Genomic DNA, 22,730 nt, shown 5'->3' on the forward strand with positions numbered 1-22,730 from the left:
GTGATCGGGGGCCGAACGTCCCGCGCGCAGCGGGGCTGAAATGACTTTACCTGATTGGAATTGTCAATTATCCGCACCGCAATGCCCAGAACCGGAAAGCCGCCATGACGACGCTTCCGCCGCGCGCGGGCCGCGAGGCCGAACTTGCGATCCTTGCCCATCCGCCGCGCAGCCATATCATCCAGTCCAGGGACATCCGCATTGATGCCCCGCCCGAACATGGCGGCGCCGAAACCTACCGCCTGTTCATCGCGCGGCCCCGTCTGGCGGTGCCGGGCGGATATCCGGCGCTTTACATGCTTGATGGCAATGCGGCGTTCGACTTTCTCACGGGTGCGCTGCTCGAGGCCCATCCCGGTCTGGCGGTGGTCGGCATCGGCTATGCGACCGGCCAGCAATTCGCGCGCGCTTCGCGTATCCGGGACTACAGCCCGCCTGCGAGCCTCGGTGCAGCGCTTCTTCCCGATCCGCATCATCCCGCGCGGCTGGCCGGCGGGGCGGAAAATTTCCTGCCGCGGCTGGTCGGGCCGTTGCGCGATGCCGCCGAGGCGGGACTGCCGGTCGATCCCGCCCGCAGGACGCTCTGGGGTCATTCCTTTGGCGGGCTGTTCAGCCTCTTTGCCGCCGCGACCGCGCCCCAGAGCTTTGCGCGCTACGCGATGATCAGCCCCTCGATCTGGTGGAACGAGGCGATTGCACGGGATCTGGTCGATAAAACGGGTTTTGCCGCATCGACGCCGATCTATTTCGCGGTGGGTGATCGGGAAAAGCGCGGCAATGATCCGGGCCCCGAGCCGACCGCGCCCCCGGCGGCGACGCTTGCCCTGCGCGATGCACTGGCCAGGCGCCCCGGCGTGGATCTGCGCGCCGAAATATTCAGCGGCGCGATACACATCGCCAGCCTGCCGGCCTCGCTGCCGCGGACGCTGGAACTGGCGGGGCATGGCTAGGCCTCGAGGGCGCGCATCCGGCGCGCCAGTTCCGGGCAGATGAGCCCTGCGGCGCTGGCGCTGATCATCTCGGCATGGCGCAGAGGCAGGTCGATCCGCTCAAGATCGCGGGCATGGGAATGCCAACGCGCCGGGTCAAAGCGGTGCCCGCTATGGCCGGCGGCGCAAAGATGCAGCAACGGGCCGTCAAATCGGCGATGCTCATGGGCGCGCAGCAGTCGGTTGGTGCCGCTGACCAGCCGGGTCACGGCATCCAGCACGGTTTCGGGCAAAGCGGCCAGCGCGCTATCGCCCCGCCTGAGGAAATCCACCACTTTGGCGCGGCTGTCGAGTTCGGGATGGGCCTCGGGATCGTGCCCGGCAATGGCCAGAAGGGCGCGCAGCGACGCCGACTCGTCCTGTTCGGGCAGCGATCGCCAGGTCTCGGCCGGATAGGCGTCGAGCAGGGCCACCAGGCCCAGCTTTCGTCCCAAGCCCTGCAACTGAACCGCGACCTCCTGGGCGAGAACACCCCCCACAGACCAGCCCGCCAGATGGATCACGCCATCTGGTGCAATTGCGGAGATTTCGCGCGTATAGATCTCGGCCAGCGCGCGCAGCGAGGCGGGCAACGGGCCCCCGCCCAGCAAGGGGGACTGCAGCGCATGGACCGCCCGATCGTCCAGTCCCAGCGCAAGACGCCGGTAACACCAGCCCAAGCCCCCGGCGGGATGAAACAGGAAGAGGGGCGCACCCCGCCCTGCGGCACGCAGCGTCAGGACCATGCCCAACCCGGCATCCTCGCGGCGCGATTGCAGCGCGGCCGCCAGATCCGACAGGACCGGCGTCTCGAAGATCTGGCCCAGACCGGGATCTTGGCCGAATTCCTGCGCAATGCTCAGGATCAGGTTCAGGGCCGAGAGGGAATCTCCGCCAAGCGCAAAGAAATCAGCCTCGCGCAGGGGGGGTGCGGGCAGAGACAGGACGCGGGCATAAAGCCGCGCAAGCGTGGTTTCGACCTCGCCCTGTGCGGGCATGCCCCCTGATGACGGGGCGAGCGGGGCGGGCAGGGCCACGCGGTCCAGCTTGCCATTTGCCGTCACCGGCAGCGCGGGCAGGGCCATGATATGGGAGGGGATCATATGGGCGGGCAGATTGCGGGCCAGATGGCTTTGCAATTTCTCCTGCGCGTGGTCCGCGCCGGGCACGACATAGGCGACAAGCTGCGCGGTTTCGCCCTGCTGTCGCGCCAGCACGGCGGCCTCGGCCAGCATCCCGCTGGAAAGCAGCGCGGCCTCGATCTCGGCCAGTTCGACACGCATGCCGCGGATCTTGACCTGATGGTCGCGCCGACCCAGATAGATCACCGCTCCGTCCTCGCGCCGCATCGCAAGGTCGCCCGTCGCGTAGATCCTTTCGCCGGGCAGGAAGGGATCGGCAAGGAAACGCTCGGCGGTCAGTTCGGGCTGCCCCAGATAGCCCCGCGCCAATTGCACGCCGCCCAGGAAAAGCTCGCCCGCGACGCCCTGGGGGACGGGTCGGCCCAAAGGGTCGAGGATGTAAAGGCGGGTGTTCCAGACCGGGTCGCCGATCGGCAGGGGGGCGCTGTCGTCCTGCGGTCCCGCCTCCCAGAAACTCACATCCACGGCTGCCTCGGTCGGACCATAGAGATTGTGCAATTCTGCGCGGATGCGGGCATGGAACCGGTCGCGATGTTCCGGCGCAAGCGCCTCGCCCGAGCAAAAGACGCGCTTCGGGGAAAGCCCCGCCGAACCCGGCGAGGCCAGAAAGGCCGAGAGCATCGACGGCACGAAATGCGCGGCGGTGATCGCATTATCCCGGATCAGCGCCGCAATCGCCATCGGGTCGCGATGCGCGCCCGGCGGCGCCAGAACCAGCGTCCCGCCGCAGATGAAGGGCAGGAACAATTCCCAGACCGAGACGTCGAAGGTGATCGGTGTCTTTTGCAGAATGCGGTCCGAGGCATCGAAGCCGTAATGCGCGCGCATCCAGAGCAGCCGGTTCACGATCGCGCGGTGCTCGATCATCACGCCCTTGGGCTCGCCCGTCGATCCCGAGGTGAAAAGGACATAGGCCAGATCATCCGAGGCGGGCCGGGGCAGCGCCAATCCGGCAGGACGGCTCGGCCAGTTTCCGGGTGGCAGCGGCACCGCCTGCCCGTCACAATCGAGCGTGGCTTCCGCAAGCAGGATCGCGGCCTCGGTGCGCGCGAGCAGCCGCGCCAGCCGGGCCGGAGGGTTCTCGGGGTCGAGCGGCACATAGGCCGCGCCGGCGCGCAGCACGGCCACAAGCGCCACGGCCAGATGCTCGGACCGGGGCAGGGCGACGGCGACCAGCTTGCCCGGCCCCGCGCCCAAGGCAACCAGTCGTTCAGCCAGCGCCCTCGAGCGCAGGTCCAGCTCGGCATAGCTCAGTCCGGTCGTGCCGAAACGCACGGCCTCGGATGCGGGATGCTTGGCCATCTGCGCCTCGATCAGCGCGGTCAGGCTGGTGGCTTCCAGCGGATGCTCCGTCGCGTTGACCTCCCGGATCTGACGGGCATGTTCGGCGGGCGTGACGGTCTGGACATCGGCCAGTCGCGCGGCCACCAGCGCCGCTTCCAGATAGGCGGCCAGCCGTTCGGCATGGCTTCGGGTCTGGTCCGTCGAGTAGAGTAGCGGATTGCTGTCGATCTCGAGCGCAAGACTGGCCTCTCCATCGCCCCGGAAGGTCACCGAGAGATCATCGACCGCCCCCGCGCCCAGAATATGCAGATCGGCCCGAAGGCCCGCAAAGCGGGGTGCCACGTCAAAGGGTTGCAGGTTCACGATCGGGCCGTAAAGCCGGTCCTCGGCGGCGGTGCGATGCAGGTCGCGCCGCAATTGCTCGGAGCGGTAGCGCCCGTGCCGACGGATGCGCGCCAGTTTTGCCGCGCCCCGTGCCAGAGATTCGGCCAGCGGCACATTCTCGTCTGCCTGCCAGCGCAGCGGCAGGACATTCATCCACATGCAGGGCACGCGCGCGGTCTTACTGCCGAAGCGCAGCGCATGGGGAATGCCCACGGCCCGTTCCCCGTCACCCGAGACGCGCGAAAGGTAATCGGTCGAAAGCAGCGTCAGGATGTCCGGCCAAGCCAGACCCAGATCCGTCGCGGCCTGCCGCAGCCTTAAGCGGAAGGCGGCATCGAGGTTGATGCGCATCCGGTGAAAGCCGTGGGCCGAGACGGGACGACCGCGCGACGGCGAGGCAACACGCTCCATCCCTGCCATCTCGGCCCGCCAGAAGGCCGCATCCCGGTCGCGACGCGGCGCGGCGCGATAGGCGGCATCCTCGGCAATCGCCTCGCTCACCGAAAGAAACGGCTCGGGCGTGGGAATGCCTTGGGTCAGGGCCGAATAGATTTCGCCGACGCGGTTCGTCAGCAGCACCATGCCATAGCCGTCGATCACCAGATGATGCAGGCGCTGATACCAGAAATGCCGATCCGGGCTGAGCCGGAACAGGCAGAAGCGCGCCAGCTGATCATGCGCGAGATCAAGCGCCCGCGCGCTGTCTGAGGCCATCCGGGCCTTTGCCTCGGCCTCGGGATCGTCGCCGGCCGAAAGGTCGTCCCATTCCAGCACAGGCGGCTGCGTGACGCGCCATTGCGCGGGCTGACCATCGGCCGGGCCAAAGCGCGACAGCAGCACATCGCATTGCGCCACCATTGCCGCATGGGCATGGCGGAACAGATCAAGATCGAGCGTTCCGCGCAGTTCGACATATTGGCCGGTATTCAGGATCGGATTGGCCGGGTCGATGGACTGGGCAAACCACATGCCCTCCTGCGCTTCGGTCAGGGCCAAGGGTGGGCTGGTGGCAAGATCAAGGGTCATGTGACAATCGTCCGGGCAGTCCAAGCGGGTCGCTAGAATTGTTTAGTTAAACAGTCAAGAAGCCCTTTTGATCAACCCCAGACATAACGCGATGAAATCGCGAGGAAAACGCCGAACTCTGCGACAGATTGCGACAAATATGGGGCGAAATCTCTCTTGCGCCCCGAGCGGCGGAGTGGTTCTAGATCTGTATTCGCCAGCGATGATGCCAGCCTTATTCTCTGCCCCGGCCCGGCCCTGTTCGGGCCTGCGGCGGGATCGCATCATCTGGACGACAAGGAACCTGTCATGTCGACGCCTTTGATTTCCCGTATGCGGCTGATGCTTTGCGCATCGGCCCTGGCCCTGACCGCGACCGCGGGCGCGGGTCTTGCCGAGACGCATTTCACCAGGTCCCTGACCGAATTCCCGGGCCGTGTCTCGGCTTCGGGTGCCGAACGCGGTGCGCCGATCTACAAGGGCGGCAAGGCGGTCATCTCGGGCGAGAATCTGATCCCGGGCCAGACCATCACGCTGATCCGCGGCGAAAAGACCCTGAACCCCGAGCCAATCACCGTGGACGACAGGGGCGAGTTCAGCCTGACCATCGACATCGATGCCGATGCCCAAACCGGCCTGCAGCCCGTGGTGGTCATTGCCGAGAATCCCGCCGCCGCCGAGGTGGTTCAGTTGAAGATCTCGCCCGAAGTGCCGGTCACGGGCGGCGACAAGTTCGAGATCGCCAGCGAGGCGGTGACGCGGGGCCTGTATCAGGTCAAGGCCAGCGAAGAGGGCGCGGTCTTCGTCACCGCCTCGGTCGGCCGCCCGCCGGTCAAGGAAGCCAAGCTCGTCAAGATCGACCCCGAGACGCTCAAGGTCGCGGCCGAGGCGGTTCCCGCCGCTGCCCCCGCGCGTGAGGATGGCAAGGATGGGGGGCTTTTCGCGGTCTATGGCGTCGATGTGGACAATGCCAATGGCAATGTCTGGGTCACCAATACCCGCCAGAACACCGCGAGCGTCTACAAGCAATCCGATCTGTCGCTGGTCAAGCAGTTCGAGCCCGGCGCGGTGCCCCATGCCCGCGACGTGATCGTGGACGAGGCCAATGGCCGCGCCTATGCCAGCGCCACCGGCACGCCCAATATCGAGGTCTTCGACATCAAGACGCTCGAGAAGCTCGAACCGATCACGCTGCAATCCAATGTGCGAGGCGAAGAGTTCTCGACCATGGCGCTGGATATCGACGAGGCGGGCGGCACGCTGGTCACCGTCAGCCTTTCGACCCCCGAGGCCGCAATCGTGGACCTGAAAACCGGCGAATCCAAGGTCATCACCCTGCCGGGGGTCAAGGCCGCCTCGGGCGTGGCCTATGATCCGCAGGACGGGCTGATCTTTGTCGCTTCGCAGGGCACCGACAATCTGCTGATCGTCAAGGCCGAGACCGGCGAGGTGCTGCATGACGTGGCGGTCGGCGCGGGTGCGCTGAATGTGGCCTTCGAGCCGAAGAGCCGTCACGCCTTTGTCGCCAATCGAGGCGCGGGCACGATCACGGTCGTCGATACTCAGGGCAATATCGTCGCCAATCTGGACGCGGGCAGCATGCCGAACCAGCTGCGCGCCGATGGCGAGGGCAATGTCTGGGCGGTCAATAAATCGCGCGGCGAGGACGATCCCGCAGGCGATCGCATCTGGCGTATCTCCCCCAAGATCTGAAACCGCGTTTCTCATGCAGACACGCTTCGCGGCAGGCGCCGCGAAGCGTTCTTGTTTGAGGTGAGACATGTCAGCCTTGCGACAAATCGCTACAAAAAATGTCAGGATCATGCATTGAATCCCGGGATCACAAATGCTTGAAGCGGGCCAGCCCGCGCCAAGCCAGCTATTTCCCGCCTCAATTCCAGGAAAACAGCTATGGCGACGCCCTTTTTGCGCCCTGCCTCCGGCACGGCTCTATGTCTTCTGATGTCCCTTCCCTTCCTTGCCGGTGCAGGCATCGCCCAAGAGGTGGCCGCATCGGATGAAAACGGCGTCGTGCTGCAAGAGGTCGTGCTGTCGGCCGAGGAACAGAACAAACAGGCGCTTGGCGTGTCCCAGATCACCGAAGCGGATCTGGAAAAGACCCCGGTGGTGAACGATATCTCGGAAATCGTCCGCAAGATGCCGGGCGTCAACCTGACCGGCAACAATACCAGCGGCCAGCGCGGCAACAACCGCCAGATCGACATTCGCGGCATGGGTCCGGAAAACACCCTGATCCTGATCGACGGCAAGCCGGTCATGTCCCGCAATGCCGTCAAGATGAGCCGTGGCGGCGAACGCGACACCCGCGGCGACAGCAACTGGGTTCCGGCCGAGCTGATCGAGCGGATCGAGGTCATCCGCGGCCCGGCGGCGGCGCGTTACGGCTCGGGTGCTTCGGGCGGCGTGGTCAATATCATCACCAAGCGCCCCGAGACCCTGACCGGGCAGGTCAGCATGCATACGACCCAGCCCGAGAGCAGCAAGGAAGGCGCGACCAATCGCATGAACTTCATGCTGGCCGGTCCCGCGGGCAAGGATTTCACCTTCCGCGCCTATGGCAACTACAACCGAACGGATCCCGATGACGCGGACATCAACCCGCCGCGCTATGACGAGGAGGGTGTCGAAGAGCCGCCGATGGCGGGGACCGAGGGTGTCGTCAACAAGGACATCAGCACTCTTCTGAGCTGGCACGTCATCGAGGGCCACCAGGTCGATCTGGAATGGAACTTCTCGCGTCAGGGCAACCTTTACGCGGGCGACACGCGTTCGGGGGCGACCGATGCGCAGTATGACGACCTACTGGGCGAGGAAACCAACCGGATGTATCGCAGCACGCTGGCGATCACCCATCGCGGCGAATATGATTTCGGCGAGTCGAACAGCTACCTGCAATGGGAAAACACCCGCAACTCGCGCCTCTGCTCCGGCATGGCGGGCGGTCCAGAGGACAGCATCGACATGACCTGCATCGACACGGATGGCGATGGCGAGGGTGATGCGACGGGCTTCCAGACCATCACGCTGGACAATATCACCGCAAAGACCGAATGGATCCTGCCGATGCAACTGGCGGGTCGCGCCAGCCGCGTGACCTTTGGCGCGGAATATCGCGGCGAGTTCATGGACGATCCTCACACGATCGGCCTCGATATCGCGGATGACGGTGTTGCCGATGAAAGCGGCGTCGATCCCGATCCGGCGAACCGCGATCCGGAAACCGAGCAGAACACCATCGGCCTTTACGCCGAGGCCAATATCGAATGGTCCGATCAGCTGACGCTGACGCCCGGCCTGCGCTTTGACTATAACGACAATTTCGGCTCGAACTGGTCGCCCAGCCTGAATGCGGAATATGCCTTCAGCGACGAATGGAGGATGAAGCTGGGCGTCGCGCGGGCGTTCAAGACGCCGAACCTGTTCCAGTTGAATCCGAACTACGTCTATCGCACCCGCGGCAATGGCTGCCCCTATATCGACGGTGAACAGGTCGGTGGTCCCTGCTATGTGCTGGGCAACCCGGATCTGGAAGCCGAGCGCAGCTGGAACAAGGAAATCGGCGTCGCCTATCAAGGTCAGAACGGCATCAACGGCAGCCTGACCTATTTCCATAACGATTATGACAACCGCATCGGCTCGGGCACCTACCAGTATAATACCGGGGCGGAATCGAACCGGCTCTATCGCTGGGAGAACCAGAAGAATGCAGTGATCTCGGGGATCGAGGGCAATTTCTCGACCTCGCTGGGTGACCGCTTTGCCTTCAACGCGAACTTCACCAAGATGATCAAATCCGAGATGGAGAACGGCCAGCCGCTGAGCCTTGTTCCGGATTACACGGTGAACTCGTCGCTCGACTGGTTCGCCAGCGATGCGATCACCGTGACCCTTGCCGCCACCCATTACGGCGAGATCGAGGCCACTTCGGTCAACCCGACTACCGGCGCGGATTACGAGGATCCGGATTCCCGCGAGCCCTATACGCTGGTCAATCTGGGGGCGACATGGGGCATGACCGAAAAGGCACATCTCTCGGCCGGGATCACCAACCTCTTCGACAAGACGATCCTGCGCACCAATTCGGGTGATGGCGCGAATACGTTCAACGAACCCGGACGGGCGTTCTACATGACATTGACCTCGACCTTCTGATCCCGCGGGATCGACCCTGAAGATCCGCGACGGCGCTTTCGGCGCCGTCGCCTGCCATTTGCGGACTTGATGACGATGACCGATGTCAAAGAACCCAAGATCCTGATCGTGGATGACGCGCGCGACATCCGCGAGCCGCTTGGCGTCTATCTGCGCCGTCAGGGGCTGCGAACGCGGCTCGCCGGCGACGCGGCCGAGGCAAGGCGGGCGCTGGCCGAAGAGCCCGTGCATCTGGTCATTCTGGACCTGATGATGCCGGGAGAGGGCGGGCTGAGCCTGTGCCGGGACCTGACCCGCGACCGCCGCCTGCCGGTGATCCTTCTGACCGCGCGGACTGCGCCCGAGGATCGGGTGACGGGGCTTGAAACAGGCGCGGATGACTATGTGACCAAACCCTTCGATCCGAGGGAATTGCTGGCCCGGATCCGCGCCGTCTTGCGCCGCGCACCACCCGGGCAACCCGCGGTCATCCTGAAGCAGCGCCGCTTTGCCGGTCTTACCCATGACCCCCATCGTCGCGCCGTGATCCTTGCGGATGGCAGCAGCGTCGAACTGACCAGCGGCGAGGATCGGCTGCTCAGCCTCTTGCTGGACCAGCCGTGGCAGGTCCAGTCCCGCGCCCGGCTTCTGGACCTGCTCCACGGCCGCGAGGCGCGCGCCTATGACCGCGCCGTGGACAACACGATCAGCCGCCTGCGTCACAAGATCGAGACGGTCCCAAGGAACCCCGTGCTGATCATGACGCAATGGGGCGGCGGCTACTGGCTTGCGGCCGAGGTCGAGGCTGTGCCGTGAGAAACTGGCTGGAGCGGATCAAACCCGACGGGCTGGCCGCACGATTTTCGGTCCTGCTTGTCCTTGCGCTGATCGGAGCCAACCTGATCGCGGCGCTGCTTCTGGCGCGCGAGGGGTCGTCCTTTGACCGGGCAATGCGTTTGCAGGGCGATGCGCATCGCCTGGCCGCGCTGATCGAGGCGCTGGAACATGCCGAGCCCGCCACGGCGCTGGCGCTGCCGCAGCGCAGCTCGACCGGCTTCACGCGCTTTTCGGTCGATGCGGCACCGCTGGCTCTGGCGCATATGGGGCGTCTGCCTGTCCAGGAGGCCGGCCTTGCGGCCCAATTGCCGCAGCGAAAAATCGAGATCCGCGAAGTCGGAGCGGCCCCGGATGCCGCGGACCGAGTTCCCTTGCTGCTGGTTTCCGTGTTGCTCGAGGACGGGTTCCATGCCGGGCAATGGCTGAATGCGCTGGCCTATCCCTTGCCCTCGCGGCAGGCTTGGAAATGGAAGCTCGGCTTCTTTGCGCCCTTGGCCGCCTCGCTTCTGGGCACACTTCTGGTCGGGGTGGTCTTTATCCGGCGCATGACGCGCCCGCTGAGCGATCTGGCCGAGGCCGCGCGCGCGGCGGGGCGCGGGGACCGTTCGGCACGGGTCCGCGAATGTGGCGCAAGCGAGATCCGCAATGCCGCCGCCGCCTTCAACGACATGCAACGCCGCATCGCAAGCTTTGATGCCGAAAGGATGCGTCTTCTGGCCGCTGTCGGCCATGACCTGCGCACGCCGATCACCGGGCTGCGCATTCGCGCCGAACTGCTCGACGAGGATGAGCAGCGACACGACATGATCCGCATCCTCGATGACATGGCCGTCATGGCCGAGGAATTGCTGCATGTGACAGCCCCGGGCTCTGCGGTCGAGGACATGCAGATCTGCGACCTGGACCTGATGCTTGCCCAGCTTTGCGCGGATCGTGGAGTCTCGTACCAGCCCGGCGATGCATTGCAGCTGAGGTTGCGGCCCGTCGCCATGCGCCGCGCCATCGGCAATGTCCTTGACAATGCCTTGCGCTATGCCGGCCCCCCAGCCGTTCGACTGCGGCGCGATGCCGGCGGGGCGCAGATCCGGATCGAGGATCGCGGGCCGGGCATTCCCGACTCCATCATCCACGAGGTCTGCGAGCCCTTCATGCGTGCCGAGGCGAGCCGTTCTTATGAAACCGGCGGGATCGGCCTTGGGCTTTCCATCGCCCGGGACGTGATCCGGGATCATGGTGGCACATTGGCCCTGCGCAACCGCACGCAAGGCGGGCTGAGCGTCGAGATCCGCCTGCCGCAACATCAGGCGACATGAAACACCCTGCTCTCATGTCCAAATTCGCCCCCAGACCAAATCCAAGGACGCACGCATGACAAAGGCCCGAACAGATCTTTTCGACAGCCCGGCCTCATATGGGCGGGTGACGCGGTTCCTGCACTGGAGCATTGCCGGGCTGCTGGCATGGCAGCTTCTGGTCATGGGGCTGAAATTGATCTTCGGCCGCCAGCCGTTCCTGTCGCCGCTTGTGGCCTCGCATCAGCCGGTCGGAACGGTCCTGTTCGTGCTGATTGCCTTGCGCCTTGTCTGGGCGGTGGTGAACCGCCGCCGCCGCCCGCCCCATGGCACGGGGCCGCTGGGTCTGGCCGTGGTGATCGGGCATGCGCTGCTCTATCTGCTGATGCTCGCCGTGCCGCTCGCCGCGCTGCTGCGCGTCTATGGCAGCGAGCGGGCCTTTCGGCCCTTCGGGATCGAGCTGTTCGCGGCCCGCGACGCCGAGATCGGCTGGATGGTCGAAATGGGCGCTGCGCTTCATGGCGAATTGGGCTGGGTGCTTGCGGCCCTGATACTGGGCCATGTCGCCATGGTGGCGGTCCATGAAAGAGTGTGGCGCGACGGGACGCTGGCGCGCATGGCACCGCAGAAACGGAAGCGGGACCGGGTGCTGGGATGAACCTCTCGTGAGCATGCGTGCCGCGCCGATTTCCCGATTGACTGCCAAAGGGGTTTTGGTCAGTAAACAGGGTGTCGCGGTGCCTGTACCCTCGGGCCATGCGATCTCTCTCATGCATCCGTGGATGCATCTCAGGACCAGCCAGCCCTCGCCAGCCCATCCTTGTTTCATTGCACCCGCCGGGTGCCTGACGGAGCTGTCCTTGTTATGAATGGCCTGTGCCATGATCCCGCCGATTATTCCGCCATATCCTCCCGACCCGGTCCGATTGTCTTTCGCGGACCATGGGGCAATCTAGCCGCGGCCCGGGATGCGGTTCCGGTCGAGCGGGGCAGGGATGACAGCATGGCCGCGCGTCTGGACCATGTGTGGCGCGGCGCTGCACCGGGTGCGATCCTTGCCGGAGCGCTGCCGTTTCGCAAGGATCGCGAGGATTGCCTGTGGCTGGCGCGGCCCGGCATGGAGGGCCCCGCCCCCGCGCTTGAGTCGGGACGCTCCGGCGGGCAGCTGCGGATCCAGCAGGATGCCGGGGCCGCCTGTTTTGCGAATGGCGTCCGCACCGCGCTGGCGCGGATGAGAGACGACCCTGAATTGCGCAAGGTGGTGCTGGCCCGCACGCTGTCGATCACATCGCGCGAGGAACTGGATCACGGCCGGGTCATCGACCGGCTGGCGCAGGATCCCATGGCGACGGCCTTTCGCGTGCCCTTGCCCGAGGGAAGGGCGCTTGTCGGGGCGACGCCCGAACTGCTGATCCAGAAACGCGGGGACCGGATCGCCTCGCTTCCTCTGGCCGGCTCGGCGCGGCGCTTTGCCGATCCGAGCGAGGACGCGGCATCCTGCATGGCGCTGGCCCGGTCCGAAAAGGATCGCCGCGAGCATGCGCTGGTGGTCGAGCATGTCCTCGATACGCTTGCGCCCTATTGCGCTGCCCTCGAGGCGCCGGATGGCACGCGCCTGACCTCTACCCACAGCATGTGGCATCTGGGCACCGCGATCCGCGGTCGGCTCAGGGACGACACGATACCCTCTCCGGTCTTGGCCGCGCTTTTGCATCCCACTCCGGCGATCTGCGGTTTGCCGGTGGCAGTTGCGGCGGATCTGATCGCCGAACTCGAGCCCGTCGACCGCGGCTTCTATTCCGGAGCGGTCGGCTGGTGCGACAGGTCGGGCGACGGGGCGTGGTTCGTCGCCATAAGATGCGCCGAGATCGCAGGTCGCGATGCCCGGCTCTATGCCGGAGCAGGCATCGTCCCCGGCTCGGACCCAGAGGCCGAAATGGCGGAAACCGCGAGCAAATTCGCCGCGCTTCTGCAGGCCCTCGGCCTTCCGGCGGATGCCGCCCATAATCTGACCAAGTAAGACGACCAGAGGACTATTCATGGCCTTGCCGAAGATCAGCCCCTATGCGCCGCCCTGCGGGCCGTTTGCGTCCCGGGCGGGGTGGAGCGTCGAGCGCGGCCGCGCGGCATTGCTTGTCCATGACATGCAGCGCTATTTCGCGGCGCCCTTCCCCCCTGCCGCGGATCCGCTGGAATCCGTTGTTAGACATATCGCGCGACTGGTTGCTGCGGCCCGGGCGGCCGGCATTCCGGTATTCTATACCGCGCAGAAGGGGGATCAGTTTCGTCCCGACCGCGGCCTGCAAGCCGATCTCTGGGGGCCGGGGATGCGCGGGCTTGCCGAGCATGAAGAGATCCTGCCCGAACTGGCGCCCAACCCGGCCGATCATGTTCTGGTCAAGCACCGCTACAGCGCGTTCCAGCGCTCGAATCTTGAGGCTTTGCTCAGGGCGCGTGGCCGGGACCAACTGCTGATCACCGGCATCTATGCCCATATCGGCTGCCTCTGCACCGCGGCAGAGGCATTTCAGCGCGACATTCAACCGTTCGCCATCGCGGATGCTCAGGCGGATTTCAGTGCCGAGAAACACCGCATGGCGATGGAATGGGTGTCGGATTGCTGCGGCGGCGTCTTGGGCACGGACGCAGCCCTTGCCGCGATTACGGAGAATGCGTGATGCAATTGACTGGTTTTACGGATCGGGCGGCCTTTGTCACCGGTGCTGGCGGCGGGATCGGACAGGTCATGGTCGCGATGCTGCGCGCCTCGGGGGCTCGGGTCTTTGCGACGGATATCGAACCGGCGCTTCCGGCCCGTCGCGAGGGCGATGCGGGCCTGGTCTGGCAGGCCCTCGACGTGCGCGACGGAGAGGCGGTCGAGGCGACCGTCGCCGCCGCCGAGGCCCAGATGGGGCCGATCAGCCTTGGTGTCCATGCCGCAGGCGTGCTGTCGACCGCCTCGGTGCTCGAGACATCGGGCGAGGAATGGCAGCGCGTGATGGATACCAATGCGGGCGGGACCTATCGGGTGACGCGCGCGCTGGGTCGGAACATGGCGGCCCGGAACGAGGGCGCGATCGTGGTCATCGGCTCGAATGCCGGAGGCATTCCACGCCAGAACATGGGGGCCTATGCCGCCTCGAAAGCCGCGGCGGCGATGCTTGTGCGCTGTCTTGGTCTAGAGCTGGCGCAACATCGGGTGCGCTGCAATATCGTCGCGCCGGGCTCGACCCTCACGCCGATGCAGACCGGGATGTGGCAGGATGCTCAGGGCGAGGCCCGGATCATTGCCGGCGACGCGGCCAGCTTTCGCACCGGCATTCCGCTGGGCAAGCTGGCGGTGCCAGAGGATATCGCCCAGGCGGCGATGTTCCTGCTGTCGGATCAGGCAGGCCATATCACCATGGCCGACCTTTATGTCGATGGCGGGGCCACGCTTCGGGCTTGAGCCCGCACCCTGCGCGGGTGGCCGTGTCAGGCCGCCTGCCTTGGCTCGATCAGCGCCCACCAGGCGTCAATGCTGGGCTCATGCGCCAGTTCGAGCATGGTGAGCCGGATCCCGTGCCGTTCAAGCTCGGCGAGAAGCCGCATGACCGAAATCGAATCCAGCCCGTAAAGCGTCAGGTTCTCGCCGGGGTCGATATCCTCCTCGTCCTCGATCATTCCTGCCACCTGGGCGATCAGCCAATCCCTGTCGATCGTCTTGTCCATCGCTTCGTCCTGTTTCACGTGTCACATTCGGCCAGCATGTCGCGCAGCCGCTTTTTGTCCGGCTTGCCCACATGGGTCAGCGGAAGCTCTGCCACGAAGCGAAAGCGGTCGGGCAGCTTGTAATCGGCAATGCCCAGTTCCATGAGATGCTTGCGCAGCAAAATCCCCTTGAGGCCGGCATCGCCCACGACAAAGGCGCAGCTTTTCTCGCCCAGGCTGTCATCGGGCGTCGAGACCAGCGCGGCCTGACGGACGGCGGGATGACGCATCAGCAAATGCTCGATTTCCTCGGAGGCGATCTTTTCCCCGCCGCGATTGATCTGGTCCTTGACCCGACCCACGACCTGCAGGTTGCCGCTGGGATGGCGCCGGACAAGATCGCCGCTGTAATAGAAGCCCTCGGCGTCAAAGGCCCGGGCATTCTGCTCTGCCGCGCGGAAATAGCCGCGGAAAGTATAGGGACCACGGACGGCAAGCTGGCCCTCGGCACCCTCGGGAACCGGATCGCCCTGTAGGTCGAGGATCCTGATCTCGTCCGCTTCGCTGATCGGACGGCCCTGCGTGGCAAAGACGACCTCGTCGGGATCGCCGAGCCGGGTGTAGTTCACCAGCCCCTCGGCCATGCCGAAGACCTGCTGCAACCGGCAGCCAAGAACCTCGGGAACCTGTCGCGCCAGCGTTTCGGCAAAGCTCGCGCCGCCGACCAGAAGATGATCGAGCGGTGCCGGAGCGCCACGTAGCTTAGCGGCCTCGACCCAGAGCGAGACGGCCGAGGGCACCAGTGCCGCCATGGTGACCCTGTGTTCGGCGATCAGGTCGAAACAGGATTGCGGCTCGGGGTTCGGGGCCAGGATGACGCAGCCTCCGGCATCGAAGACGCCAAGCGCGCCGGGCGAACTCATCAGGAAATTATGCGGCGCGGGCAGGGCGCAGAGAAACCGGGTGGCCGAGGTGACGCCACAGATGCGATTGCTTTCGCGTATGCTGTAATCGTAATCGTCATGGGTGCGCGGGATCAGCTTGGGCGTGCCGGTGCTGCCCCCGGAGAGTTGAAAGAACGCCACCTCGCCGGATGGTGTGGGACCGGCCCCCTCGGGCAGATCGGCATCACCGTCACACCGGTCCGTCAAGCTGAATGCCTCATCGCTCAGAAAAAGCGTCTGTTCGACGCTGGGCAATTCGGCCAGGAAAGCTTCATCGGCGAAAACCGGATGGGCGCGATCCGCGATCAGCAGCCTTGGACGGATCTGCTCGGCATAGGCCCGCAACTCGTTCTGCTTGTGGCTGTAAAGCGCGTACACGGGTACGACGCCGATCTTTATCAGCGCAAAGAACGTCATGTAAAATTCGGCCCGGTTGGGCAGATGTACCAGCGCCGTATCGCCGTGACCCAGTCCCGTCCGGCAAAGATGCGTGGCCAGCGCGCGCGCCGCGCGTTCAAGCTGTCCGTAGCTGATATGGCGCGCGCCGCAGAGGATCGCCGTCGCATCGGGATTGCGCGCGGCCTGTGCCTCGAGCCCGGCCGCAAGGGATCTGCCGAGCCAGTAGCCGCGGTCACGATAGGATTGCGCCAGATCCTCCGGCCAGGGAGTAAATTCGATCATCAGACCCTCATTCGCTGAGCGGACTGGCTGGCTTGCGTGCGGGCCAAGGCCGACGCGGCGGGCGTGTCGTCTGATCGTCTTCCCCGATCCTGTCGCCGGCTGCAAGCAGGAAGCGGCGTGCACGCGGGCTCTGCGTCAGGCGGCGTGGGCCCCGCCTGCGAGGGTTTCGACGAACTTCAGCACCTCGGGAACCGGACGACCCTCGCCGATCAGCTTGACGATGGCCGAGCCGACGACGCAGCCATCCGCGACCGAGGCGACCGCACCGGCCGCTTCGGGTGTCGAGATGCCAAAACCCACGACCACAGGCAATTGAGCGGCTGCGCGGATCCGGGCGACCTCGGGGGCAACCTCGCTTGCATTCGCGGCCTGTCCCCCGGTGATCCCGGTCACCGAAACGTAATAGACGAAGCCCGAGGTGTTCCGGACGACGGCGGGCAGACGGCGGTCATCCGTGGTGGGCGTGGCCAGACGGATGAAGTTCAGCCCCGCATCGCGGGCGGGCAGGCACAATTCGCTATCCTCTTCGGGCGGCAGGTCAACGACGATCAGCCCGTCGATCCCCGCATCCTTTGCCTCGGCCAGAAAGGCCTCGACCCCGCCGTTGCGGGCGTAGATCGGGTTATAATAGCCCATCAGAACGATCGGCGTGCGGTCATCGCTTGCGCGGAAGGCGCGCACCATCTCGAGCACGCGGGTCACGCTGCCGCCTGCTTCCAGAGCGCGCTGGCCTGCCGCCTGAATCGTTCCGCCATCCGCCATCGGATCGGTGAAGGGCATCCCCAATTCGATGATGTCCACGCCCGCGCCGGGCAGGCCGCGCATGATTTCAAGCGAGGTTTCGAAATCGGGATCGCAGCCCATCATATAGGCGACGAAGGCCTTGCCCCCGGTTTCGGCAAGCCGCGCGAAAGTGTCGTCGATTCTGGTCATGGCCCGCTTCCCTGTCTGGCGCTTTCGTTCCGCCGCCAAGCTATCCCCCGACGCCGCGGAAAGATCAACGCCCCGGACTGGACTTGGACCGCATCCGACCCTAAAAGGCGCGAGATTTCCGGGAAAAAAGGGGTGCATCATGGGCTTTCGCATGGGAATCGTCGGGCTGCCGAACGTGGGCAAATCGACGCTGTTCAACGCATTGACGAAAACCGCTGCCGCTCAGGCCGCGAATTTCCCCTTCTGCACCATCGAGCCGAATGTCGGCGAAGTGGCTGTTCCCGATCCGCGTCTTGACGCCTTGGCCGAAATTGCGGGCAGCAAGCAGATCATCCCGACGCGCATCACCTTCGTCGATATTGCGGGCCTCGTGAAGGGCGCCTCGAAGGGCGAGGGTCTGGGCAACCAGTTCCTTGCCAATATCCGTGAGGTTGATGCCATCGCCCATGTGCTGCGCTGCTTCGAGGATGGCGACGTGACCCATGTCGAGGGCCGCGTCGATCCCATTGCCGATGCCGAGACCATCGAGACCGAGCTGATGATCGCCGATCTCGAATCGATCGAGCGCCGCCTTGCCAATATCCAGCGCAAGCTGAAGGGCGGCGACAAGGAAGCCGTGGCGCAGGAAAAGCTGCTGAAAGCCGCGCAAGTCGCGCTGGAAGACGGCAAGCCCGCCCGCACCGTCAAGGTCGATGACGAGGACCGCAAGGCCTGGGACATGTTGCAGCTTCTGACCGCGAAGCCCGTGCTGTTCGTGTGCAATGTCGAAGAGGACAAGGCCTCGACCGGAAACAGCAAATCGGACCTGGTCGCGAAAATGGCCGCCGAGCAGGGCGCGGGCCATGTCGTGATCTCGGCCAAGATCGAAGAGGAGATCAGCCAGCTTCCCGCCGAGGAAGCCGGGATGTTCCTCGATGAAATGGGCCTGACCGAGGCAGGCCTCGACCGCCTGATCCGCGCCGGCTACGCGCTCTTGGGCCTTGAGACCTATTTCACCGTCGGCCCGAAAGAGGCGCGCGCCTGGACGATCCACCATGGCACGCTGGCCCCGCAGGCCGCGGGCGTCATCCATGGCGATTTCGAGCGGGGCTTCATCCGCGCCGAGACCGTCGCCTATCAGGATTACGTCACCTACAAAGGCGAATCCGGCGCGCGCGAGGCGGGAAAGTTCCGCGTCGAGGGCAAGTCCTATGTCGTGCAGGATGGCGACGTGCTGCATTTCCTGTTCAACGCCTGATCGGCGCGACGGCTTTTGACGGAACGGCCAGCCCTGGGGGCTGGCCGTTTTGCTTTTGTCCTCAGCTCAGAAAATTCCGCAGGGCGGTCAGTTCCTCGGGGCGGATCTCATGGCCGCCATCATGCAGGTTCAGCTCGACCTCGGCCTGCTGGTCCCTGAAATAATCGGCAAGGGTGCGGGTCAGGGACAGGGGCGAAATCGGGTCGCGCCGCCCGGCGGTGATCAGGACCGGCCGGCCCGCAAGCCGGGGCTGCGGCGCGGGATCAAAGGGGATCAGCGGGTGCATCAGGGCCGCCCGGTCGATCAGTTCGGGCTGATGGAACAGCACCGATGCCAGAATGTTCGCCCCGTTCGAATAACCCAGGGCCCAGACGGGCGCGCCGGGATTAGCGGCGCGATGGGCGGCGATGAACCCCGCCAGTTTTTCGGTTCGGCGGGCAAGGTCCTCCATGTCATAGACACCTTCGCGGGTGCGGCGAAAGAAGCGGTTCGCGCCATGTTCCGACACATCGCCGCGCGGCGAGACGATCCCGGCCCGGGGAAGCAATTGGGACACGAGGCCGGAAAACTGGTGCTCATCGCCACCCGTCCCGTGCAGGGTCAGGACCAGAGGCTGGTCCGTGTCGCGGGGCTTGGCGAAATGCTGGTAGCTGTGAATGCTCATTCCATCCTCCTTTCGGGCGGCGGCCACCGGGGCCGCCGCAAGTGACCGTTCAGCCCAGCGGGGGCAGGATGCGCTCGATCTGGCTGCGCAGATGTTCGTGTTGCTGGGGAATGCGCAGCGCCTCGCCCAGATGGGCGGTGTCCTCGTCGCGGTCGAATCCGGGCTCATTGGTCGCGATCTCGAACAGCACGCCGCCCGGCGTGCGGAAATAGATCGCCCAGAAGTAATCGCGGTCGATCACGGGCGTCACATGATAGCCGGTATCCATCAGGGCCTTGCGGACCTCAAGCTGGGCGGCGCGGTTCTCGACGGCAAAGGCGACGTGATGGACCGAGCCCGCGCCCTGCCGGGCCGGAGCCGCATCGGAAAGCGTCTCGAGATCGACGATGTCGGCCCCGTTGCCATCCCTGACGGCAAAGCGCGTCACATTCCCCTGCTTGTCGATGGGCTCGTAATTCATGAACTTCAGCAATTCGGCCGTCGCACCCTGATCACGCAGACGCATCGAGACGCCATGAAATCCCTGGATCCCTTCGTCGGTGGGAACGGTGCCGGCAAAGGCGGCGCGGGGATCGCCCTCTTTCTCGACCAGCGCAAAGCCGTCGCCATCGGGACCGGCAAAGCGCAGACGCTTCTCACCGAAAAGCACCTCATCCTTGAGCCCGGTGACGCCCTGTGCCGTCAGACGCTCTTTCCAGAAACCGAGGCTGCCCTTGGGCACGGTGAAGAGCGTGTCTCCCACCTCGCCCGAGCCAGGGCGGCCGCGCACGATATGCGGGAAGGGGAAATAGGTCATGACCGAGCCGGGGGTTCCGACCTCGTCGCCGTAATACAGGTGATAGACATCCGGCGCGTCGAAATTCACCGTCTTCTTGACCCGGCGCAGCCCCAGCTTGCCGGTGAAGAAATCATTGTTTTCCTGGGCATCAGCCGCCATCGAGGTGACGTGGTGGAGGCCCTTGATCTGATGCAGCATGGTTGGTTCTCCTGTTTGGGCCGGTCGATCCGTACCCTTTGGCTGAAGCAAAGATGGACGCGATTGCCATTGCAGAAAATATCCATAAAATGACATTGTTTATTTCATCCTGAGCAATAATGGGCGAGCTTGAATCGATCCGGATCTTTCTGGCCGTCGTGGAGCAGCGCAGCTTTGCGGGGGCGGCCCGGATGTTGGGGCTGGCGCCTGCCGCGGTCACGCGCGCCGTGGCCGGGCTGGAACGACAGTTGGGCACCCAGCTTCTGATCAGAACCACCCGCGCAGTGTCGCTGACCGCGGCAGGCGCGCTTTACGCGGCCCGCGTCGCCCCGCTCGCCGAGGGGCTGGGCGCGGCGGCCGAGGAGATGCGGGAAAGGCAGGGAGAGCTCAGCGGCCTGTTGCGGATCAGCGCGCCTTTGTCACTGGGAACGCGGCTCTTGCCCAAGGTGCTGAGCCAGTTCGCCGTGCTCCATCCTCGCACGAGCGTGGTGGTGGATCTGACGGACCGGCTGATCGACATTGTGTCCGAGGATATCGATCTGGCAATTCGGATTTCCGGCGCTCCGAGCGACAAATCCACCATCTGGCGAAAGATCTGCCCGGTGCCGCGATTGCTGGTTGCCGCGCCGGCCTATCTGTCGCGGCGCGGAATGCCACAGGATCCTGTTGACCTGGCCGCGCATGACTGCCTGGGTTATGGCTCCGGCGGGTTCGGAGAAATCTGGAACCTGACCCGCGACGACCAACAGCACCAGATCCGCGCTGCAGGGCGGTTCCAGTCGAACAATGGCGAAGTGCTTGCCCATCTCGCGGCCAATGGCGAGGGCATCGCCATGCTTCCTCAATTTATGCTCCAGCCTGCGCTGGACAGCGGCGAATTGGTGCAGGTCCTGCCCGAATGGCAGCCTCCTGCGCTCTGGCTCACGCTGTTCTATCCCCCATATGCGCGTTTGCCGCTGCGTGTCGCGACATTCTCGAATTTCGTCGAGAGCCATATCCGCGACAATTGGGCTATTGAGACCGGCGCCTGAGGGGCAGGGCGGGGGCTTGCCAGGGTCGATACACGTCTTGCGGCAATTTCCCGGTGGTTAAGGGGGAGCAAACGTAGAATCTTCTCGGCAAGATTGACGATGACATTCCGATGAAGAAGAGCCGTTTCACCAAAGCTCAGGTGATGGGCTTCTTGCGTCAGGCAGTGGGCGGGATCCCGTGCCCGAGCGGTGCCGCGCGTATGGGATCAGCAGCGCAACGTTTTAAGAATGGCGCGCCAAGCATGGCGGCATGGGCTTGGGAATAAAGTGACGTGGCCAGCACAGCGCCGCGCGCTGGCCGAGAAGGCGGTGGCGACGATGGGGGTCAGCATCGCGCTGGCGTGCCTCGGGCTTGGCGTCAGCGAGACCTGTTTCCGCTATTGCCCGAAGCGCGATGACGAAATTGAGCAGATCGCCGACCTGCTGGTCGGGCTGATCATTGCCACAAGGCTTGCGGTTTCGGGCTGTGCTTCCTGCATCTGCGAAATGTCAAAGGGCATGTCTGGAACCAAAGCGGATCACAGGATCTACTGCGAGCTGGAGTTGAACCTGCGCATCAATCCGCCGCGACGGCTGAAGCGGGATGAACTGGCCGTGCCCGAGGCGTCGAACCTCGTCTGGTCAATGGAGTGAGGATCAGAAAACAGTCAGCGGGACGGTTCTCCCAGCCAACATGGCCGATCGCCTGGCCGACGGGCGACAGTTCCGGCTCCTGAACGTGCCGGACGATTTCAATCGCGAAGGCTTGGGCATCGAGGTCGACTTTTTCTGCCAGCGGGGCGCGTGATCCGAAGCCTTGATCGGATCATCGAGTGGCGCGGCAAGCCCGGCACCATAAGGGCCGACGATGTCCTAGCTCGGGAAGGAAACGCGGTTTTGGGCGTCAGGTCACGGGGCATCCGAGCGAACGGGTGCCATAAGAATTGTCGCCCGGGCGGGCTCCGCCGTCAGGAATGGTCTCTGCCATTGGAGGAGAATAAGGAAAGGCCCCGGTGGGGCGTTTCCCCGACGACGCCGAACATTACCTACAAGGTCGCGTCATGCGCCTCCCCGGCCCTTTGAGAGAGAGGTCCTTTCGCTTGGGCTCGTCCGTTCGAAGAAGGGCGGTAGGGTTCGCCGGATTTGATCACGGCGTGAAGGGTGCGGGCCATCTTTGCAGCGGTGGCGGTGTAGGCGCTGGCGGCGCAGATCTGGATTGTGGCGATCCTGCGCGATGCCGCGCTCGAATGCCAGCCACAGCGTACGGCGCAGGCGAGCATTGCCATATTTGGAGATCTTGATCCGGCCTTGACCTTCCCCCCCGGAAGTTCCCTCGGTCTGATGTGGAGTCTGCCCAACCTGAAGGAGCAGACGAGATGAGGAAAAGCCGTTTCACTGAAGCGCAGATTATCGGGATGCTCAAAGAGCAGGAGGCTGGCTTGCCGACGGCTGAGCTGTGCCGCAAGCATGGGCTGAGCCCTGCGACGTTCTACAAGCTGAAGGCCAAGTATGGCGGAATGGACCTGTCCGA

General features: G+C 64.8%; 18 protein-coding genes and 2 pseudogenes. 13 read left to right on the forward strand and 7 right to left on the reverse strand.

The window, feature by feature from the left end:
* Positions 1 to 104: 104 nt before the first annotated feature.
* Entirely contained in the window at positions 105 to 950 is an 846-nt protein-coding gene (locus ESZ60_RS15845; RefSeq protein ID WP_134681701.1) for an alpha/beta hydrolase, read from the forward strand.
* Here ESZ60_RS15845 and ESZ60_RS15850 read toward each other — a convergent pair.
* A complete protein-coding gene (locus ESZ60_RS15850) occupies positions 947 to 4,804 on the reverse strand; it encodes a non-ribosomal peptide synthetase (RefSeq protein ID WP_134681702.1) in 3,858 nt (1,285 codons plus the stop codon). The two genes, ESZ60_RS15845 and ESZ60_RS15850, sit on opposite strands and share 4 nt — an antisense overlap.
* A gap of 288 nt (positions 4,805 to 5,092) precedes the next feature.
* Between ESZ60_RS15850 and ESZ60_RS15855 the strand changes: the two genes are divergently transcribed.
* The 8 genes from ESZ60_RS15855 to ESZ60_RS15890 all read left to right on the forward strand — a co-directional run bounded on the left by ESZ60_RS15855 (position 5,093) and on the right by ESZ60_RS15890 (position 14,512).
* The gene (locus ESZ60_RS15855; RefSeq protein WP_134681703.1) at positions 5,093 to 6,496 is read left to right on the forward strand and encodes a YncE family protein; all 1,404 of its coding nucleotides are present in this window, start codon (positions 5,093 to 5,095) and stop codon (positions 6,494 to 6,496) included.
* 198 nt (positions 6,497 to 6,694) lie between these two features.
* The gene (locus ESZ60_RS15860) at positions 6,695 to 8,956 is read left to right on the forward strand and encodes a FepA family TonB-dependent siderophore receptor (protein WP_134681704.1); all 2,262 of its coding nucleotides are present in this window, start codon (positions 6,695 to 6,697) and stop codon (positions 8,954 to 8,956) included.
* A 75-nt stretch (positions 8,957 to 9,031) separates the two neighbouring features.
* Positions 9,032 to 9,751, forward strand: a complete 720-nt coding sequence (locus tag ESZ60_RS15865; protein ID WP_134681705.1) for a response regulator — start codon at positions 9,032 to 9,034, stop codon at positions 9,749 to 9,751.
* Positions 9,748 to 11,085, forward strand: a complete 1,338-nt coding sequence (locus ESZ60_RS15870; protein WP_167620183.1) for an ATP-binding protein — start codon at positions 9,748 to 9,750, stop codon at positions 11,083 to 11,085. Before ESZ60_RS15865 ends, ESZ60_RS15870 begins: the two co-directional genes overlap by 4 nt.
* Before the next feature lie 55 nt (positions 11,086 to 11,140).
* Entirely contained in the window at positions 11,141 to 11,722 is a 582-nt protein-coding gene (locus ESZ60_RS15875; protein WP_134681707.1) for a cytochrome b, read from the forward strand.
* 345 nt (positions 11,723 to 12,067) lie between these two features.
* A complete protein-coding gene (locus ESZ60_RS15880; protein WP_245155728.1) occupies positions 12,068 to 13,084 on the forward strand; it encodes an isochorismate synthase in 1,017 nt (338 codons plus the stop codon).
* A gap of 19 nt (positions 13,085 to 13,103) precedes the next feature.
* Positions 13,104 to 13,742 (forward strand): isochorismatase family protein, encoded by a 639-nt coding sequence (locus ESZ60_RS15885; RefSeq protein WP_134681709.1) that lies wholly within the window; start codon positions 13,104 to 13,106, stop codon positions 13,740 to 13,742.
* Positions 13,742 to 14,512 (forward strand): SDR family oxidoreductase, encoded by a 771-nt coding sequence (locus ESZ60_RS15890; RefSeq protein WP_134681710.1) that lies wholly within the window; start codon positions 13,742 to 13,744, stop codon positions 14,510 to 14,512. The genes ESZ60_RS15885 and ESZ60_RS15890 overlap by 1 nt, the downstream gene beginning before the upstream one ends.
* A 26-nt stretch (positions 14,513 to 14,538) precedes the next feature.
* Here ESZ60_RS15890 and ESZ60_RS15895 read toward each other — a convergent pair whose 3' ends face one another.
* The 3 genes from ESZ60_RS15895 to trpA all read right to left on the reverse strand — a co-directional run bounded on the left by ESZ60_RS15895 (position 14,539) and on the right by trpA (position 17,312).
* Complete coding sequence (locus ESZ60_RS15895; RefSeq protein ID WP_134681711.1) at positions 14,539 to 14,775, reverse strand: phosphopantetheine-binding protein; 237 nt, start codon at positions 14,773 to 14,775, stop codon at positions 14,539 to 14,541.
* Between the two features lie 14 nt (positions 14,776 to 14,789).
* Entirely contained in the window at positions 14,790 to 16,379 is a 1,590-nt protein-coding gene (locus ESZ60_RS15900; RefSeq protein ID WP_134681712.1) for a (2,3-dihydroxybenzoyl)adenylate synthase, read from the reverse strand.
* A gap of 135 nt (positions 16,380 to 16,514) precedes the next feature.
* Complete coding sequence (trpA, locus tag ESZ60_RS15905) at positions 16,515 to 17,312, reverse strand: tryptophan synthase subunit alpha (protein WP_134681713.1); 798 nt, start codon at positions 17,310 to 17,312, stop codon at positions 16,515 to 16,517.
* A 139-nt stretch (positions 17,313 to 17,451) separates the two neighbouring features.
* On the opposite strand from trpA, the gene ychF reads away from it, so the two are divergent.
* On the forward strand, positions 17,452 to 18,549 hold the full coding sequence (ychF, locus tag ESZ60_RS15910) for a redox-regulated ATPase YchF (RefSeq protein WP_134681714.1): 1,098 nt from the start codon (positions 17,452 to 17,454) through the stop codon (positions 18,547 to 18,549).
* Positions 18,550 to 18,610: 61 nt separating this feature from the next.
* Here the strand turns inward: ychF and ESZ60_RS15915 are convergent, their stop codons facing one another.
* Positions 18,611 to 19,213 carry an alpha/beta hydrolase gene (locus ESZ60_RS15915; RefSeq protein ID WP_134681715.1) on the reverse strand — a complete coding sequence of 201 codons (603 nt, stop codon included), beginning with the start codon at positions 19,211 to 19,213 and terminating at the stop codon, positions 18,611 to 18,613.
* Between the two features lie 49 nt (positions 19,214 to 19,262).
* Positions 19,263 to 20,189, reverse strand: coding sequence for a VOC family protein (locus tag ESZ60_RS15920; RefSeq protein ID WP_134681716.1), 927 nt, complete (start codon positions 20,187 to 20,189; stop codon positions 19,263 to 19,265).
* A gap of 119 nt (positions 20,190 to 20,308) precedes the next feature.
* On the opposite strand from ESZ60_RS15920, the gene ESZ60_RS15925 reads away from it, so the two are divergent.
* Both ESZ60_RS15925 and ESZ60_RS15930 read left to right on the forward strand, forming a co-directional pair.
* Positions 20,309 to 21,220, forward strand: a complete 912-nt coding sequence (locus tag ESZ60_RS15925; protein WP_134681717.1) for a LysR family transcriptional regulator — start codon at positions 20,309 to 20,311, stop codon at positions 21,218 to 21,220.
* A 110-nt stretch (positions 21,221 to 21,330) separates the two neighbouring features.
* Positions 21,331 to 22,282: pseudogene (locus ESZ60_RS15930) on the forward strand (transposase).
* On the opposite strand, the pseudogene ESZ60_RS15935 reads toward ESZ60_RS15930, so the two are convergent.
* A pseudogene (locus tag ESZ60_RS15935) lies at positions 22,259 to 22,519 on the reverse strand (IS110 family transposase); the annotation flags it as partial. The pseudogenes ESZ60_RS15930 and ESZ60_RS15935 overlap by 24 nt on opposite strands.
* Before the next feature lie 56 nt (positions 22,520 to 22,575).
* Here ESZ60_RS15935 and ESZ60_RS15940 point away from each other — a divergent pair.
* On the forward strand, positions 22,576 to 22,730 hold a 155-nt coding region (locus ESZ60_RS15940), incomplete at its 3' end, for a transposase (RefSeq protein ID WP_134681718.1).

Origin of the sequence: Paracoccus ravus (genome assembly GCF_004522175.1) — a bacterium.
In the GTDB taxonomy this organism is placed as follows: Bacteria; Pseudomonadota; Alphaproteobacteria; order Rhodobacterales; family Rhodobacteraceae; genus Paracoccus; species Paracoccus ravus.